Raw genomic sequence first — 16651 nt, 5'->3', positions numbered from 1 at the left:
GCAGTACGCAGGAACGCTCAGGCGCAGGCAACGACCGCGCTGCTTGGCCGCAACCCGGGCAGGCGCCATCCGCGCCAGCAGGATCCGACCGGCGGCAGCAGCCGGCACGTCGCTGCGCACGCACCGCCGCCCCTGCCGTGCCAGGGCTCGACAACGACGCGGCCGTTAGTGGCTATCAGGTGACGCTGGCCAGGCAGCAACCAGACGTCGTGACCGCCGTTCTCCTCGGTGAGCCAGATGCGATCGCTGACCGCAGTCAGGGTCCAGCCGGCGACGCCTTCGAGCGACATTGCCTCTGCGGCACCCATTGCGAACTCGATTGATGGTGTGCGGACTGCCATGAGCTTCTCCTTTCCCTTTCCTGACACCGGCCCGTGCAACACCGGCAACGCCATTTTCAGCTGCCAGCGCCACCGCTACAATGGAAACGTTTTCACCTGACATGTGAGCAGATTTGTCGGATCACAGACGTAGACCTGCACTTGGCAGCCTGCGCGTCTTCGTCGCCGCGGCCCGTAGCCAGAGCGTCACCGGTGCCGCGGCAGCGCTCCATCTGACGCACGGTGCCGTCAGCCATCAGTTGCGGCAGTTGCAGGACCGCCTCGGCATCGCCCTCTTCGAGCGTCATGGCCGCGGCCTGCGGCTGACCGCGCACGGCGCCGCCTATGCCGAGGAACTTGCGCGGGCTTTCGCCGACATCGACCAGGCAACGGACCGGCTGCTTGCGAGCCGCGCCTATCGCCGTCTGCGGGTCAGTTGCATGCCCTCCTTCGCTGCCCGCTGGCTGTTGCCACGCCTGGGCAACTTCATCGCCCGTCATCCGGACTATGACGTGGAGGTGCAGTCGAGCGCGCGCCTGGCCGACATCAAGGGCGGTGAAGCGGATGTCGCGCTGCGCTTCGGTCACGGTCGCTACCCGGAGATCGCAGGAGCGACAGGGTCATCAGTTGCACCGGGCTGTGCAAGTCGTGGCTACGGTGGAAGTCCGGCGAGCACACCGGGTAGTACCAGTCCTTCATCAGCAGCCGGCAGTTCAACCCCGGACGAGCATTGGCAGCCCTGGTTCAGCGCAGCGGGGCTGGTCATCGACGAGCCGCAACGTGGCGCCATCTTCGACGATTCCAGCCTGATGCTGATGGCCGCTGCGTCCGGACAGGGTGTCGCGCTCGCCCGGCACACGCTGGCCGTCGACGATCTCGCGAGTGGCCGCCTGTTGCGGCTGTTCACAACGATCATCGAGTCACCGCTGGCCTATTACTTCCTCTCGCGTCCGGCCGACGAGGAGCAACCCGCGGTCGTCTCCTTTCGCGACTGGCTCTTCCAGGAAGCCGCTTCATATTGCCCCCCGGCAGGAGAAGCGATGACCGCCACTGGTCAAGGGGACTGACGCCGGCGACGACGGCGTGCAGCCACTCGACGCATGCTGCGGCGCCGTGGCCGCCCCCGCCCCCGCCGCTCACCCCTTCCTCTGTTGCGGCAGGGTCGGCAGCACCAGCCGGAAGCGCAGCGCCGCCAGGCGCAGGCCGAGAACGATCGCCATCCCGGCCGACGACGCGTAGACGGGTGCGACGCCAGCCGCCTGCAGCGCGATCATCGCCAATGCGCCGGCCCATGCCGCCGAAGCATAGAGTTCGCCCTGCAGGAAGATCAGCGGGACGTCATTGCACAGGACATCGCGCAGGACGCCGCCGACGGCGCCGGTGATCACACCCATCAGGCTTGCGACCAGCCAGGGGGCGTGCCACTGCAGTGCCACCTGCGTGCCGACGATGGTGAACAGCGCCAGGCCGATGGCGTCGGGAATGAGGAACAGGCGCGGCGGGACGCGGCAGGCGCGGGCAACGAAGAAGGTCAGCACGGCCGTGCCGAGGGCGACGGCAAGATAGGTCTGGTCGACCACCCAGAAAACATGGCGATCGAGCAGCAGGTCGCGGACGGTGCCACCCCCGAGAGCGGTCGCCACGGCGACCAGCAACGCGCCGATCAGATCCATCTGCCTGCGCGCCGAATCGAGGACACCGGTCAGCGCATTGACCGCCACCGCCGCCACGCCGACCCAATAGAGCAGCGTCTCGATGCTCATCGTTCGCCGACCGGCAACGCCGTCCTGTCCACCACGCGCCGCAGCACGAAGCTCGAGTGCACCCCGGTCACCCCCTTGATGCCGGTGATCCGATTGAGCAGCAAATCCTGGTAGGCGTCCATGTCCCGCACCACCACCTTGAGCTGGTAATCGGCAGCCTGGCCAGTGATCAGCAGGCATTCGACGATCTCCGGGATCTCGCGGATCGCCGCTTCGAGCTGGCTGAAGCGCTCCGGCGTGTGCTCGTCCATCGAGATGTGGATCAACGCCATCAATGACAGGCCGAGGGCTCGCGGGTCGACCAGCGCCCGATAGCCGATGATCAGACCCGCCTCCTCGAGCGCACGCACGCGTCGCAGACAGGGCGAAGGCGACAGCCCGATGCGCTCGGCCAGATCCTGGTTGCTGATCCGCCCGTCCTCCTGCAGCACCTGCAGGATCCTGCGGTCGAAACGATCCAGTTGCATCCCATTGCCTTCCGTCGTGAATGAATGGCAGAAAGTTTAACAAAATAGTCACAGTCCGCAATATTCTGCCGAAATCCGCCGACACGGGTGGCAACAACGCAAGCACGTGCCGGCGCATCACAGGTATCATCCCATCCGTCAATGGATCAGTGCAGAGCATTCGAGGAGCCACAGCATGTTGAAGAATCCCGCCAGCAAGTATTCGCCGTTCCCGCCGGTCCGGCTCACCGATCGACAGTGGCCCAATCGCACGATCGGCAGCGCGCCGATCTGGATGAGCACCGATCTGCGCGATGGCAACCAGGCGCTGTTCGAACCGATGAACATCGAACGCAAGATGCGCCTCTTCCACACCCTCTGCGACATCGGCTTCAAGGAGATCGAGGTCGCCTTCCCGTCTGCCTCGCAGACCGACTTCGACTTCGTCCGCAAGCTCATCGAAGGGCAGCACATTCCCGGCGACGTCACCATCGAAGTCCTGACGCAGGCGCGCGAGCACCTCATCCGGCGAACGATCGACTCGCTGGCCGGTGCGCGGCGGGCGATCGTCCATGTCTACACCGCCACCTCGAAGCCGTTCCGCGAGAACGTCTTCGGCATGAGCCGGGCGGAAGTGGTCGACATGGCGGTCAGCGCCGTCCGCCTGATCCGCCAGTTGAGCGCCGAGCGGCCGCAGACCGAATGGGTGCTCGAGTACAGCCCGGAGACCTTCACCGCCACCGAACTCGACTTCGCCCTCGAGATCTGCGATGCCGTCACTGCCGCCTGGGGCGCCACGCCGCAGGACAAGGTGATCCTCAACCTGCCGACCACCGTCGAGATGGCGACACCGAACGTCTATGCCGACCAGATCGAGTGGATGCACCGCCATCTCGCGCGTCGCGACAGCGTGATCCTCAGCGTCCATCCGCACAACGATCGCGGTACGGCGGTGGCCGCCGCCGAGCTGGCGATGATGGCCGGCGCCGAACGCGTCGAGGGCTGCCTGTTCGGCAACGGTGAGCGCACCGGCAACGTCGACATCGTCACCCTGGCGCTCAACCTCTACACGCAGGGAATCGCGCCGCAGCTCGACTTCTCCGACATCAACGCCGTCGCGCGCACCGTCGAACACTGCAGTCGTCTGCCGATTCACCCGCGCCACCCCTACGTCGGCGACCTCGTTTTCACCGCCTTTTCCGGCTCGCACCAGGACGCGATCCGCAAGGGATTCGGCGCCCAGCACGCCGGCGACCACTGGCGGGTTCCCTACCTGCCGATCGATCCGGCCGATGTCGGTCGCAGCTACGACTCGGTGATCCGCATCAACAGCCAGTCGGGCAAGGGTGGCATCGCCTACCTTCTCGAGGCCGAGTACGGCGTCGTTCTGCCGCGCCGGCTGCAGGTCGAATTCTCGCGCGTCGTGCAGGCGCAGACCGACAGTCACGGTGGCGAGATGAGCGCGGCCGAGATCTGGGCGCTGTTCGCCGACACCTACCTCGCCGGCGATGCGCCGATCCGCTACATCGAACATCATCTCTTCGAGCACGGCGAGGCGCAGGGCATCCGCCTGACGCTGGAGCTCGAAGGCCGGGTGCACCTGCTCGCCGGCGAGGGCAACGGACCGATCGATGCCGCCGTCCACGCCCTGCGCAGCATCGGCATCGGCGTGCAGGTGCGCAGCTACGAGGAACGTTCGATGGCCGGCAAGGGCAGTGATGCCAATGCCTGCGCCTTCCTCGAACTGGCGCGCGCCGGCTGCAACCGCGAATGTCACGGTGTCGGCATCGACGGCAACATCGTCACGGCGTCCATCAGGGCCCTGTTGAATGGCGTCAATCGCCTCTCGGCGAGCGCCGCCGATGCCGGCGGCGAGACGCGCGCTGCCTGAGACCCTGGAGGTCACCCATGTTTCGTTTCGATGAACGATGCCGGCGGCCCTCACGGATCCTCTGGTTCGCCGCCAGCATCTGTCTGGTCGCCTTGCCGGCGACGGTCTCCGCGCAAGCGCAAGGCGGTCTCTACATCGCCGGCGACGGTTTCAGCTTCCAGGTGGCGGCCGAGCAGGGAATGGCGAAGAATCCTCGAGGCCGGCGCTTCTTCCTGCTGTCGCTACCGCCCGAAACCGCTGCACTCGCGCGCACCGCAGCGAGGCCGCTCGCCGCGGTCCGCGAGCGGGTGGTTGCTGCCAACGGCGTGTTGTTCGTCTGCCAGCGCGACGTCGACAACGGCCGCCTGGACCTCTCCCTCCTGGTGCCGGAGGTCATCGCCGTGCGCGGCTGGCCACCGCCGGGCAGCACGCAGATACCAAAGGGCCAGCGCTACTTCCCGGACGAAAACCCGGCCGTTCTGCCCAAGGCCAACGACTCGCTGCGGCGCCTGCGGACCACCTGCTCCTGAGCGATTCCTGCCGCCGGCATGGTCCCCGTCGGCCCGCGGCTGTCTTTTCGTCGTGCGAACGGCCGCCTCGCGCCAAGCCGACGACGCTGCCGCTGGCGTCGACATCCCGCGGCAGCGATGGCGGCCGAGTCCGGGAACAGCCTGTCCAGGGCCTGCCCGGGACCTGTCCGGGACCCCCTTGCCGGATCCGCATACCGCGCGTAGTATCGCGGGCGCTGTGTCGGTCTTGCGGGCGTTACCAGCAGCAGCCTTCCCAGGAGGCCGCCGCACCGGAGTCTTAGACGAGCGTTCTGGGCGTCCGGGGCCATGGCAACGAATCGATCCACCGTCCTGCGATCCCGGAGGTCCCGGATGAAACTGGCTGTCCGCTGTGCCGCCCTGTTGGCCCTGATGCTTGCGATCTTGCCACGGGTCGAGTCCGCCGAGGTCCTCAATGGGGTGAAATCGCGTGGGCAACTGCGTTGCGGGGTGAGTGAAGACGTTCCCGGCTTCGCCGAGCGCGATGCCAATGGCTACTGGCGCGGGCTGGAAGCCGACTTCTGCCGCGCGGTCGCTGCGGCGGTACTGAACGACCCGGAAAAGGTGGATTTCGTGCCGCTGCAGACCAGCGCACGATTTCCCGCGCTGCAGACGCGCAGGGTCGACCTGCTGCTCGCCAACACCACGTGGACCCTCACGCGCGAAGCGGTCTTGCGGGTGCGCTTTCCCGGCATCCTCCTTTACGATGGCCAGGGCTTCATGGTCGCCGCCGGGGCCAAGGTGACAAAGCCCGCAGACCTCGACGGTGCGACCATCTGCGTCGAGAAGGGTACGACACACCAGCGCACCCTGGAGGCGCATTACCGGGCGACGGGACAGTCGGTCAAGCCTCTGCCCATGGCCTCGGCGCAGCAGGCGGCGGCAGCCCTGTACGCCGGCCAATGCCAGGCCTACACCGCGGATTCCGGCGAGCTCGCGGCCATGCGCCTGCGTGCGCCGGGTGGTGCGGGGTCCTTCGTCATCCTGCCCGATCGCATCTCCAGGGAACCGATCAGCCCGGTCGTCTGGGGTGGCGATCCGGAGTGGGCGACGGTGATCCGCTGGGTTCTGAACATGCTGATCCTCGGCGAGGAATACGGCGTCACCCGTGACCGCGTCGATGAAGAGGTCAAGGGCAACCGGAACCCGTTGCTGCGGCAGGATCCGTACGAGGGCAAGATCATCGCGCAGGCGCTGGGAATCGAACCGCAGTGGGGGATTCGGGCGCTGCGGGCCGTCGGCAATTACGGTGAGGTCTTCGAGCGCAATCTCGGGCGCGACAGCCCGCTGAAGATCGAGCGCGGCCTCAACCGGCTGTGGATGCACGGGGGACTCCACTATTCGCCGGCGATCGAGTGAGGGATCGCCCGGATGACAGATTTCCAGATCAACCTGACGATCGTTGTCTTTGCCGCAGTCATCCTGTGCATCGCCTTCGATCTCCTGGACATGGTGGTCGCCGCACTGCTCGGCGTGAGCACGCTGATCGCCTTCGGCATCCTCGACGGCAGCGACCTGATGCCGATCGTGCACACCGCCGGCGGGCCACTGTCGCTGCTCTTCGGTGGCATGGTGGTGGCGCGGGTGATCGGCAAGACGGGGATCTTCGAGCGGCTCGGCGATGTCTTCCTGCGCGCCAGCGGCGGCAGCGGCAAGCGGCTTCTGCTGCTGATCGTCGCCATGGTCGCGCCGATCTGCGCCGTCCTGCCGAACGCCACGGCGGTCATCCTGGTGGCGCCGGTCATCGTCAACGTCTGCCGCGCGCTCAAGGTCGACTTCGTCGGGCCCCTGATCATCACGGCGATCGTCAGCAACGCCGCCGGGATGCTGACACTGGTCGGCGACCCTGCCACTTTTCTGGTCGGCAGTGCAATCGGGCTATCGTTCCCGGACTATCTGCGGCAGGTCAGCCTGGGTGGTCTGCTCGCCGTGCTCGCGGTGCTGCCGCTGCTGCCGCTGCTGTTGCCGAAGGTGTGGGCGGCACGGGTGAGCCTGCCCGAGGCGCGCCCACCAGTTCCTCTGGAACGTCCCGGTTTCCTGATCCTGTCACTGCTCGTTCTCGTGCTGATGGTCGTCCTGTTCATGATCGGCGAATACCTGCCGACGCGCATCGTCCCGCCGCAGGTCGCGATCATCGGCGCAGCGCTGGCTCTGCTCCTGGTCTATGGCGTGCGCATCGAGCCCGTCGGCGAAGTCATCCGGGACGTGGACTGGAAGACGATCCTGTTTCTTGGCGCCATCTTCACCCTGGTCCAGGCGTTCATCAAGACCGAGCTGCTGCAGGGGCTGTCGATCCAGGTCTACCAGTGGTTTGGCGCCGACCTGTTGCCGGTGGCCTTCGTCCTGATCGCTGGCATCGGGGTTCTGTCGAGCCTGCTGGCCAACATTCCGGTGGTCGCCGCGGCACTGGTCATGGTCACCGGTTACCTGGTGGCGGCCGGCGCGGCTCCGGAGATTGCGCTGGCTCCGGGTTTTGTCAATTGGCCACCGGCAACGTTGCCGGTATTCGTCGCGATGATGTTCGGCGGCACGCTGGGCGGCAACGCGACGCTGATCGGCGCCGCAGCCAATGTCGTCGCCGTCGGCATCTGCGCGGCAAACGGCCAGCGGGTGAGCTTCGTCCAGTTCCTGCGCATCGGGCTGCCCATCGCAGCGCTGCAGTTGTCGGTCGGAGCGCTCTACGTCTGGGCCCTGGCCTCGATTCTGGGTCAGTAGCGAAGTCCCCGGGGCACCAGCCGGAGATGTCCGCGAGCACGCTGTCAGGCAAGATTGCGCTGGGGCGGAGCGGAGCGTCGTGTGGCGTGCCCCTGCTCCAGGATCGTTGCCGACGGTCAGCGGGCGCGGTCTGTCAGGCGGAGTCGCCCCTGGCGTTGCGGATCCAGCCACGCAGCAGCGCCAGCAGCGAACTTCCCGTGAGCATGCCAAGGAGGTAGATGCCGATGACCAGCAGAAAGACCGGTATGGTCATGCTCATCCCCAGCAGGGAGACCGTGACTGCGGTGAGGTTCTGAACCTTGAAGAGCAGCACGATGGCGGTGGCAACCACGACCAGTCCGATGTAGACGTAACGCATCTCAACTCCTCTATCTGGTTTCCGCGTTGGCGTTGAGCACGCGCTGTCCGTCGGCGCGATGCACATCGAGCATGCCGCCGCGCACGCTCCACTTCGTCGCCGTTGCCAGCGCCGCCAGGAACTCCTGTTCCTGCTGCATGACGCCTTCGCCGGCGCAGGCCTTGCGCGTCGTCAGCGCCGGCCCGACGGTCATCCGCTCGCCGTCACTCGAGTAGGGGGCGCGGAAGCTGTTGCAACCGGCGTGTCCGCGTACCATTCCGTCGGCGAAGGAAAGCGTCAGATCCGTGCCGACCAACGGTCCCACCACCGCGTCACGGCCGTTGTTGAAACCGGTGACATGCCAGACGACACCGGCCAGCGTCGGCGGGGGTTCGGCCTGGAAGGCGAGTGCCGCACCCGTTGCCGGAGTGAGCGTCAGCCGATCGCCATCGATCGCGTAGCGAACCGTGCCGGCGAGCACCCCCTGCACAGACTTCTCGAGCGCCATTGCTGGCGCCGCGCAGGCCATCATCGTCCCAGCCAGGGGCGCGAAGCTGATGCGGTCGCCGTCGATCGTGTAGCCGCCAAAAAACTGGTTGCAGCCGGAAAACCCGTCGACTCGCCCGGCCTCGAAGCGAGCGGTCACCGGTCGCCCGGTCTGGCCAGCGGGGTCAGGCTTCCCGCCTCCGATGGCGGTGAGGCGCCACGTCGGACCCTCGATGGTCATGGCCGGCGGCGGCGTTCTGGCCGCAGACGGAAACCGGCAACAGCCGACCAGCAGGCGACCATCGGGCAGCGACACGCGCGCGGTAAGCGGGTGCTGCACCTCGGACATGTTGTCGCTGCAGGTGGCATCGCTGAGGAAGCCGACCAGTTCACCGCCGCGGCCGCTCGTCGGCCTGCCGCGCCATGCGCGTTCCTTCGGCGCCGCGAGACCCGTCTCCCGGCCGCGGTACTCGACGGCCCCTCGATCGGCCAACTCGAGCCGTGCCCGGCCATTTGCGGTGAACGACAGGCCCCATGAAGGCTCGTTGCCAAAACAGATCAGCGATGCCTCGGTTGCCCTGACGGGCAGTGAGCAGGCAACGAGAAAAAGCGCCAGCGCAGCGACCGACTGCGACATGCCTGCGTTCATCCCCGGGCTTCTCTTCTGACCACCATCACTCGCCGCACAACAGGCGAATGCGGCGCTCGGCAAGTGCGAAGGCCTCGTCGGTTTCGGCATTCAGGGCTTGCTGCTTGGCCTGGTCGCACGCATTGGCCGCCTGCACGTCGGCCGCCGCTGCCGTCGTAGCGGTCGGCTGTGTCGTCCGCGTGGGCGCGCAGCGGTCGTCGGAGACCAGCCTGATGTTGTTGAACTGGCCCTGTTCGACGGCCACACAATCCCCGACGACCTTGCCCGCCTGGTCGGAAACGATGCGCACCGTCGTGCCGCCGGTGGTCAGGACCGTGTACTCGAAGGACTGCGAGCGGCCGGCCAGATGGCCAACCCCTCGCCCGGCGGCTGCGCCGCCGATGGTGCGCAGGGCGCGATTGCTGCCGGACTGCCCGCTGCCGGTCAACAGGCCAATGCCGCCGCCAACGATGGTGCCGACGTTCTGGGCAGTCGTGTCGGTGACGGTCGTCGCCACGACGTTGGTCACGCGCCCGTACTGCACGCGCGACTGAGCTTCGGCCAGCGTCGAGCCGAGGCCGAGTGCGAGCGCGGCTGCGCCCAGGGTCGCGTGGAAGAATGGATTGTTTTTCATGGACTTGCTCCGGAGTGATTGAGGAAAGGAAGCAGGAGCCCGGACCGCCATCCGGTAGGACTCGACGAACTGTGTTCAGGCGAGTGCCTTTGCCTTGAGCCGGGCGAACTCTTCGGGATTGATCGTCCCGGCATCCAGCAGTTCCTTGGCGTCGGCGATCTGTTCGGCGGGCGATTTTCCGGCCACCTGCCTGATGTAGGACTCCGCCTCGGATCGCGACTGCTCGTACGCCGCGCGTTGCCTCGCTGCCATGCCCTTGCCGCGGGCGATCACATACACCAGTGCGGTCAGCATCGGCAGGAAGAGCAGGCAGATGAGCCACAAGGCCTTGGCACCACCACCGAGTTCGCTGTCCCTGAAGAGATCGGAAATGATGCGGAACAGGATCAGGAGATACGCCACGAACAGGAAGGCCGACGCGATCAGCCACATGAAATCCCAAAAATTGCTCATCGATGAGCACCTCTCAAGAAGGACGCCGGCTTCGCTGGATGGCGCCGCGAGCATTCTGCCCGTAGTTCAGCGGCGCAGCAAGTCGTCGGCGTGGGCGTCGGCGAAAGAGTCTCGAGCGCGCTCGTGGGTCGCTGCCTTGTGGTGACAGGCCATCGCTCCGCCGATGAGCAAGCTGCGCAGCAGTGCCTCGGCCGAGTGGACCTTTCAGGCCGTTCGCGGCTCTGGGCCGACGGCGTGCGACCGGGTGCCCTCGGACACGGTCGTGGCGAGCTGCGGCGCGTGCAGGGCAGTCACACGCCGCGGGTGACCCGCGACGGCGCTGCAGGCACGTCCCGGCCCGATACCCATGCCGAGCGGCAACCCCGGGGCGAGATGGCCCTCCGGTCGCCGGCCGGGATCAGAAGCGCCCGATGAAAGTGGCGCCGAAAAACGGCGCGGCGTCGAAGTCGTCCTTGCGCAACAGGTTGCCGGATGAATTTTCCACCCGCAGCTGCCCGGCCGTCACGACACCGCCGTAGAGGTGCAACGCCATTTGGTCGTTGAACTGGCGCGTGACACGGAGGAATACCGGCACCCCGCGCTCTTCGCCGACTCCGTCCGGCGTCGGACCGTCGTTATCCAGGCGGAAGCGCATGACGCGGTACGACACGCCGACGCCGGCAGTCCAGCCGCCGTCGAACTGGTAGTCGAGTTCGATCCCGGCAGGGCCGGTCGGTCCGCTCGCCAGCGGGTTGATCAGGCGCCAGCGCTCGCCCAGGCGCCAATCGACGAGCAAGAACGGGAAGACGCTGGTCTTCTCGATCCCATCGTAGGCGCCGACTCCCAGGCCGATGAGATTGCCATCGGCGAACCGTCTGGTCGCCGAGAAGAGCGCGCCCCAGACGAGCGAGTCACCCGTGCTGGCACCGTTCTCCCGGAACCAGTCGACCGATGGCGCTACCCCCAGTCGCCAGCCATCGCCGACGGCGAAGGAGATGGGGAGGCTCAGGCCATAACGCTGGACGACGCCCCAAGGCGACCTGGCGGCCAATGAGTTCGGAGTCGAAAAGGAATAGTCGAGATAGTCGTAGTTGAGTGTCACGCCCGCCCGCGTGCCGCCGCCGAAGTCGCGGGAAGCGCCGCCCCGGACAACCGCGCCGCCGACCTTGAAATCACCGCCTCGATCGAGGTCGGCGCTCCCCTGGTAGAGCGGCGTGAGCGAAACGAAAGGCTGCCAGCCTGTGGATCCGCGCTCCTGCGCGGGGGCATCGGCGACCGGGTCGACATTGGAGCCGGCCTGCACCGGCGCGGCCACTGCGAACAGCGCCGCCAGCACCGCCAGGCTCGTAACGTGCGTAGATGGGAACTTCATGTCGCCCTCGCGGGAAGAATCCATGACATCCTGCAGGATAGCAGTGAGCTGCATGGCGTGGTCCCTCGCCAGCGGTCGACTCGGCTGCCGGATGAGCCGGCCGTTGCACGGAAGCAACAGGATGGCATCCGGCGCGGCGAACAAACCCAGTCAGCCTCTTGCAGGCAGCGGGTCCGGCATCCTGGCCACGCGCCGACGGCCCGCTTCAGGGACCAGCGAATGGCTGCAACTCTTCGTCACCCGGCAGCAGCGTGGAAAGCACGGCCTCCAGTCGCACTGGCAGTCCCGCGGGTGCCGTCGTGGCAATCTTGAGGCCCGAAGGACCCGACGGCCGCTCGATCTCGCCATCGACGCGTTCGAGCAGGTACGGGAAGAAGGGATTGGATGACAGCCGCGTCAGGAAGTCCTGGTCGACGATCAGCGCGCCACGTTCGCCGCGGGCATCCATCGCGCCGAGGTTGTAACCGTAATCGTCCTTCGTTTTCGGGTCGGGATACATTCCATACAGGGGGTCATCCATCGGGATCGGGATCGAGAGGTGCGACAGGGAGAAGATTCCCGGCGGGTACGGCAGGCCCAGCGGACGAACGACGGGTTGCAGCTGGCCGGGCGCGATGCTGCGCTCGACCGTCATCTCGCTGTCGTCACTCGCGTTGGCGATGGTCGTGAAGCGATAGGTCACCGGGGTCGTGGGGGCGAGGCGGTCCACGGCGACGTAGGAAGACGGGCGCAGCAGCGGGGCGAACTTGAGTGTCCGGTTCACGTCGAACAGGACGATCTCGCTGCCGTTGTCCGGCAGGTGCGCGTAGAGTGCGGTCAGGATGGCCGGTGTGCTGACGGTGAAATCGATCGCCGACTGGAAGGTCAGCACGGGTGGCAGGCCGCCGAGCTGGTCCGCTCGCGCCAGGCGCTGGATTTGCGCCTGCAGGGCGTCGGTGAGGCGAAACGACTGGCGTGCGCCGTTGACCGGAAAGGAGTTGTACTTGAACGGATTGAACTCCGGAACGACGCTCAGCCAGGCGGCGTTGGCAAACGGCGGCAGGAAGGCCGGCAGGCTCGCCAGGCCGGCAAAGCGGGCAAAGCGGGTGATGCCGATCATCGGGGTGAACAGGATGATGCGCTCGGCGCGCACGAGGCGCGGGTCTTCGAGGGCATCGAGCGAGTACTTGACCGCCAGCGCGCCGCCGTTCGAGAACCCCACCAGGTGCAGCGGTGCGGGGGCAGGCACGCGCCGCCGCGCTTCGCGTATGGCGAGGCGGGTTGCAGCCATCCAGTCTTCCCAGCGGACCTTGCTCAGGCCAGCGGGGACGGTGCCGTGGGCCGGCAACCGGACGCCGATGGCGACGAATCCGTGCTCGCGATAGTGTCTCGCGAAATGCCGCAGGCTGTACGGCGAATCGGTCAGGCCATGCAGCAGGACGACGACGCCCACTGGCTTGCCATCGGGCTCCATGACGTAGGATCGGTTCCAGTCCTGCGCAAAACGCGCCGGGTAGACCGGGCTCGCCTCGAAGTAGCGGTTGATCGGCACGCGCTGCTCGGGTGCCAGCTTCTGGCTTACCTCGGCGCGCACGCTGGCCATGATCTCGTCTTCCTGTGCGAGGTAGCGGCTCCAGTCGGCGGCGTCGAGTTGGTCCGCCGACAGCTCCGTTGGCACGTAGGTATGCCATGGCTGCAAGGCCGGGCCGCCGAGCACGCGGAACGAGCGCAGGGCGAGCAGCGCGACGCCGATCACGAGGATCAACAGCAGTACCCACTTCAGGATTCTTCCGATCGTTCCCAGCATGGTCTCGCCTTGTCACCTTTCCCGGCGCTGGCTTTCCAGCGCCATGCAGCCTGGATGGATGGAGACCTCGCACCGGTGGACGAGAGGGAAGACTCCCCGTCGAATCCGTTTCCGCAATGGGCTTGCCTCCGCCGCACGGATCCTAGCACCCCCCGAGCCCGGTGTGCGAGCAGGTCGAGGGGCGCCACCCGCAGTCACGACTGCGTCGTGAACTGGATGGGCATACAGTATCCAGTCCCGATCACCCCATCCGGACTGCCATGCCTGCCACCGCCGCCTGCGCCTCACTGCGCAGTGCCGCCTACCGTCGCCGCGAACCCGAACGCACGCTGCTCTATCGCACCGTGCAGACGCATCTGGCGACCTGGCTGGCGCTTCAGGAGGATGGCGCGGGGGCATGCGCACCCGCAGTCATCGAGCGGGTGCTGCGGCAACACAGTCCCGGCGCCCGTGAAGCGCCCCGCCTCGGCGCCGTGATTTTCATCCACCGTTTCGGTGCGCTGCTCAACACCCATCTGCATTTCCACTGCGTCGTGGTGGATGGCGTTTTCGAGGTAGATGCAGAGGGTGGCGCCGCCTTTCACTCGGCCAGCGGACTGGATGCAGCGGCCAGCGGCGAGGTTCAGACGGCCGTGCGCCGGCGACTGCTGCGCTCGGCCCAGCGGCGCGGCCTGCTGTCGGCGGGCGATGCGCAGGGGATGGCCGAGTGGGAGCACAGCGGAGGCTTCTCGGTGGATGCCGAGGTGCGCATCGAGGCTCACGAGCGCGAGGGCCTGGAACGGCTGCTGCGCTACTGTGCCCGTCCGGCTTTTGCGCTCGATCGCTTACGTGAAATCGATCCCGAGCGCCTGGTCTATGAGAGCGTGAAGCCGGGGCCGGGTGGCAGCGTCAGCCTGATGCTGACGCCGATGCAACTGCTCGATCGTCTCGCAGCACTGATCCCGCCACCGCGCAAACACCGTCACCGCTACTATGGGGTGCTGGCGCCCAACTCACCGCTGCGCGAGGCGGTCACCGCATTGGCGCAGCCTGCCGAGATTGTCGCCGCTCCAGCGCCAGTCGAGCCGATGCCGCCGGAAGCGGTCTCGGCAGAGCCGCTGCATCGCCAAGCGGCGCGCTACGTCTGGGCGCTGCTCCTCGCGCGCATCTATGAGGTGCTGCCCCTGCTGTGCCCGCAGTGTGGCCGCGAGATGAAGATCATCGCTTTCATTACCGAGGGGCCGGCGATCGGGCAGATTCTCGGACACTTGGGCGAGCCAACGTCACCGCCCCGTCTGATGCCGGCACGAGGGCCGCCACTGTGGGAGATGCAGGACAACGCGCCTGGCGAGATCGATTTGCAGGCGCAACCGGCACCGGACTACGAGTTCGACCAGCGTATCGCGTGGTAGGGCACAAGACGAACAGACTCGCTCGTCGGGGGTGACTCGTGCCGGTGGCCACCTGTGCGGCGGAAGTTTGCCGCACAGGCGGCTTCCGGCACGGACGGAGGTGTCGGCGCGGGATATTCAGGGTCGATCAGGCATCTTGAGCTCAAGTTACACGGATTGACGAGGGCAGGAACGGGCAGGAACGGATGAGATACTTCCAGATGTGGCATTGGAATTCCTATCCTTCGCGGCTCGAAGCGATCGACTGCGCGTACATCCACGTGCCGAGCGGCGGGCTGTCGCCGGCTCGGTGCAAGCCGCTGCTCGTGTCGGCGGCAGTTGCCCTTAAGTCGGCCTTAAGTCTTGCCGAGGCATGCTTCTCCCGTCGGTGGGCATCTTGCCTGCCCGGAACTCACCCAGGAGAACGCCATGAACTCGAACAAGCTCAAGCTGACCGCGGGCGCAGCCGCGGTCGTCGCGGCGCTGACCGGCGCCTACACGATAGGCCATGCCAACGCCCCCGCTGCGTCGGCCCCCGCGGCACAGGTCACGCTTCCCGCAACGATCAACCAGCCGGTCGCGGTTGCGGGCGCCGCATTGCCCGACATGAGCGCCATCGTTGCGCGCAACAGTGCGTCCGTCGTCAACATCAGCGTATCCGGCACGCGCAAGGCAGGCGCGCGCGGACCCGGATCCCCGCAACTTGAGGAGGACGGCTCGATCCCGGACTTCCTCCGCCGCTTCGGCGCCCCGCACAACCGGGGCGATGCACCTGCTCGCGGCCTCGGTTCGGGCTTCATCGTCAGTCCGGATGGCACGATTCTCACCAACGCCCACGTCGTCGATGGCGCCGAGGAGGTCATGGTCAAGCTGACCGACAAGCGCGAATTCAAGGCCAGGGTGCTTGGCCTCGATACCGCCAGCGACGTCGCCGTCCTCAAGATCGACGCCAGTGATCTGCCGGCAGTCCGCATCGGCTCGGCCAGCAACACCCGCGTCGGTGAGTGGGTACTCGCCATCGGTTCGCCCTTCGGCTTCGAGAGCAGCGCCAGTGCCGGCATCGTCTCCGCCTTCTCGCGATCCCTGCCCGACGGCAGCTACGTGCCGTTCATCCAGACAGACGTCGCCGTGAATCCCGGCAACTCGGGCGGGCCGCTGTTCAACATGGCGGGCGAGGTGATCGGCATCAACTCGCAGATCTACTCGCGCAGTGGCGGCTATCAGGGGCTCTCGTTCGCGATCCCGATCGAGGTTGCGATGAACGTCGAGCGACAGATCGTCACCCACGGCAAGGTACAGCGTGGCCGGCTCGGCGTCGCGATCCAGGAGGTGAATCAGTCGCTCGCCGACTCCTTCGGCCTCAAGAAACCCGCCGGAGCGCTGGTCGGCTCGGTGGAAAAGGGCAGTCCTGCCGCGAAGGCCGGTCTCGAGCCCGGCGACGTCATCCTGTCGATCAACGGCAAGGAGATTGCTTCCTCGAATGAGCTGCCGGCGATCGTTTCGGCGATGAAACCGGGCGAGCAGGCGAAGCTGCAGGTGTGGCGCAAGGGCGAGACGCGCCCGTTCGATGTCGAGGTCGGCAAGTTCGCCGATGAGCAGGTGGCCAGCAGCGACACCCCGGACGCCGGCAAGGGGCGCCTCGGTGTGGCGGTGCGTCCGCTCACCCCGGAAGAGCAGCGGCGCGCCGATGTCGGCAACGGCGTCGTCGTGCAGAACGTCACCGGCGCAGCCGCCAGGGCAGGCATCAAGCCGGGAGACATCGTCGTCGCGGTCAACGGCGAGGCGATTTCCAGTACGGAGCAGTTGCGCGACCTGATCAACAAGGCCGGCAAGCGGATCGCTGTCCTGGTCGACCGCGGCAACGCCAGGATCTTCATTCCCGTCGAACTGGGCTAGGCCTGCCCTTTACCCGCAAAATTAGGTCTGGACTTTTTTGGTCGAACC

The 16651-nt window shown here is 66.8% G+C and carries 16 protein-coding genes; 7 read left to right on the top strand and 9 right to left on the bottom strand.

What is annotated here, in order from left to right; all coding sequences use genetic code 11:
- Positions 1-17 precede the first annotated feature (17 nt).
- Positions 18-341 (bottom strand): DUF2917 domain-containing protein, encoded by a 324-nt coding sequence (locus tag NFW30_RS16000; RefSeq protein WP_295357761.1) that lies wholly within the window; start codon positions 339-341, stop codon positions 18-20.
- A gap of 113 nt (positions 342-454) precedes the next feature.
- On the opposite strand from NFW30_RS16000, the gene NFW30_RS15995 reads away from it, so the two are divergent.
- The gene (locus NFW30_RS15995) at positions 455-1387 is read left to right on the top strand and encodes a LysR substrate-binding domain-containing protein (protein ID WP_295357764.1); all 933 of its coding nucleotides are present in this window, start codon (positions 455-457) and stop codon (positions 1385-1387) included.
- A 69-nt stretch (positions 1388-1456) separates the two neighbouring features.
- On the opposite strand, the gene NFW30_RS15990 is transcribed toward NFW30_RS15995, so the two are convergent.
- Complete coding sequence (locus NFW30_RS15990) at positions 1457-2083, bottom strand: trimeric intracellular cation channel family protein (protein WP_295357767.1); 627 nt, start codon at positions 2081-2083, stop codon at positions 1457-1459.
- The gene (locus tag NFW30_RS15985) at positions 2080-2550 is read right to left on the bottom strand and encodes an Lrp/AsnC family transcriptional regulator (protein WP_295357770.1); all 471 of its coding nucleotides are present in this window, start codon (positions 2548-2550) and stop codon (positions 2080-2082) included. The genes NFW30_RS15990 and NFW30_RS15985 overlap by 4 nt, the downstream gene beginning before the upstream one ends.
- A 175-nt stretch (positions 2551-2725) precedes the next feature.
- Between NFW30_RS15985 and leuA the strand changes: the two genes are divergently transcribed.
- The 4 genes from leuA (at position 2726) to NFW30_RS15965 (ending at position 7662) form a co-directional block, all read left to right on the top strand.
- A complete protein-coding gene (leuA, locus tag NFW30_RS15980; RefSeq protein WP_295357771.1) occupies positions 2726-4420 on the top strand; it encodes a 2-isopropylmalate synthase in 1695 nt (564 codons plus the stop codon).
- 17 nt (positions 4421-4437) lie between these two features.
- On the top strand, positions 4438-4929 hold the full coding sequence (locus NFW30_RS15975) for a hypothetical protein (RefSeq protein WP_295357773.1): 492 nt from the start codon (positions 4438-4440) through the stop codon (positions 4927-4929).
- A gap of 351 nt (positions 4930-5280) precedes the next feature.
- Positions 5281-6306, top strand: coding sequence for an amino acid ABC transporter substrate-binding protein (locus tag NFW30_RS15970; RefSeq protein WP_295357776.1), 1026 nt, complete (start codon positions 5281-5283; stop codon positions 6304-6306).
- Between the two features lie 12 nt (positions 6307-6318).
- Positions 6319-7662, top strand: a complete 1344-nt coding sequence (locus NFW30_RS15965) for an SLC13 family permease (RefSeq protein WP_295357779.1) — start codon at positions 6319-6321, stop codon at positions 7660-7662.
- 133 nt (positions 7663-7795) lie between these two features.
- On the opposite strand, the gene NFW30_RS15960 is transcribed toward NFW30_RS15965, so the two are convergent.
- The 6 genes from NFW30_RS15960 to NFW30_RS15935 form a co-directional block, all read right to left on the bottom strand.
- Complete coding sequence (locus tag NFW30_RS15960) at positions 7796-8020, bottom strand: DUF1049 domain-containing protein (protein WP_295357780.1); 225 nt, start codon at positions 8018-8020, stop codon at positions 7796-7798.
- Positions 8021-8030: 10 nt separating this feature from the next.
- Positions 8031-9134 carry an META domain-containing protein gene (locus tag NFW30_RS15955; RefSeq protein ID WP_295357782.1) on the bottom strand — a complete coding sequence of 368 codons (1104 nt, stop codon included), beginning with the start codon at positions 9132-9134 and terminating at the stop codon, positions 8031-8033.
- 25 nt (positions 9135-9159) lie between these two features.
- A complete protein-coding gene (locus NFW30_RS15950; RefSeq protein ID WP_295357784.1) occupies positions 9160-9747 on the bottom strand; it encodes a hypothetical protein in 588 nt (195 codons plus the stop codon).
- Positions 9748-9822: 75 nt separating this feature from the next.
- Positions 9823-10200 carry an SHOCT domain-containing protein gene (locus tag NFW30_RS15945; RefSeq protein WP_295357786.1) on the bottom strand — a complete coding sequence of 126 codons (378 nt, stop codon included), beginning with the start codon at positions 10198-10200 and terminating at the stop codon, positions 9823-9825.
- Positions 10201-10597: 397 nt separating this feature from the next.
- Positions 10598-11695: a hypothetical protein gene (locus NFW30_RS15940; RefSeq protein ID WP_295357789.1), complete on the bottom strand. Its 1098-nt coding sequence runs from the start codon at positions 11693-11695 to the stop codon at positions 10598-10600.
- A gap of 61 nt (positions 11696-11756) precedes the next feature.
- Entirely contained in the window at positions 11757-13337 is a 1581-nt protein-coding gene (locus NFW30_RS15935) for an alpha/beta hydrolase (protein ID WP_295357792.1), read from the bottom strand.
- A 260-nt stretch (positions 13338-13597) separates the two neighbouring features.
- Between NFW30_RS15935 and NFW30_RS15930 the strand changes: the two genes are divergently transcribed.
- Positions 13598-14728: a transposase gene (locus NFW30_RS15930; protein WP_295357795.1), complete on the top strand. Its 1131-nt coding sequence runs from the start codon at positions 13598-13600 to the stop codon at positions 14726-14728.
- A 408-nt stretch (positions 14729-15136) separates the two neighbouring features.
- Positions 15137-16603 carry a DegQ family serine endoprotease gene (locus tag NFW30_RS15925; RefSeq protein ID WP_295357796.1) on the top strand — a complete coding sequence of 489 codons (1467 nt, stop codon included), beginning with the start codon at positions 15137-15139 and terminating at the stop codon, positions 16601-16603.
- The last annotated feature ends 48 nt before the right edge of the window (positions 16604-16651 follow it).

Source organism: Accumulibacter sp., from assembly GCF_023806635.1.
Taxonomy (GTDB): Bacteria; Pseudomonadota; Gammaproteobacteria; order Burkholderiales; family Rhodocyclaceae; genus Accumulibacter.
The sequence above is the reverse complement of the archived record's forward strand: the minus strand, read 5'-3'. Positions and strand labels throughout refer to the sequence as shown.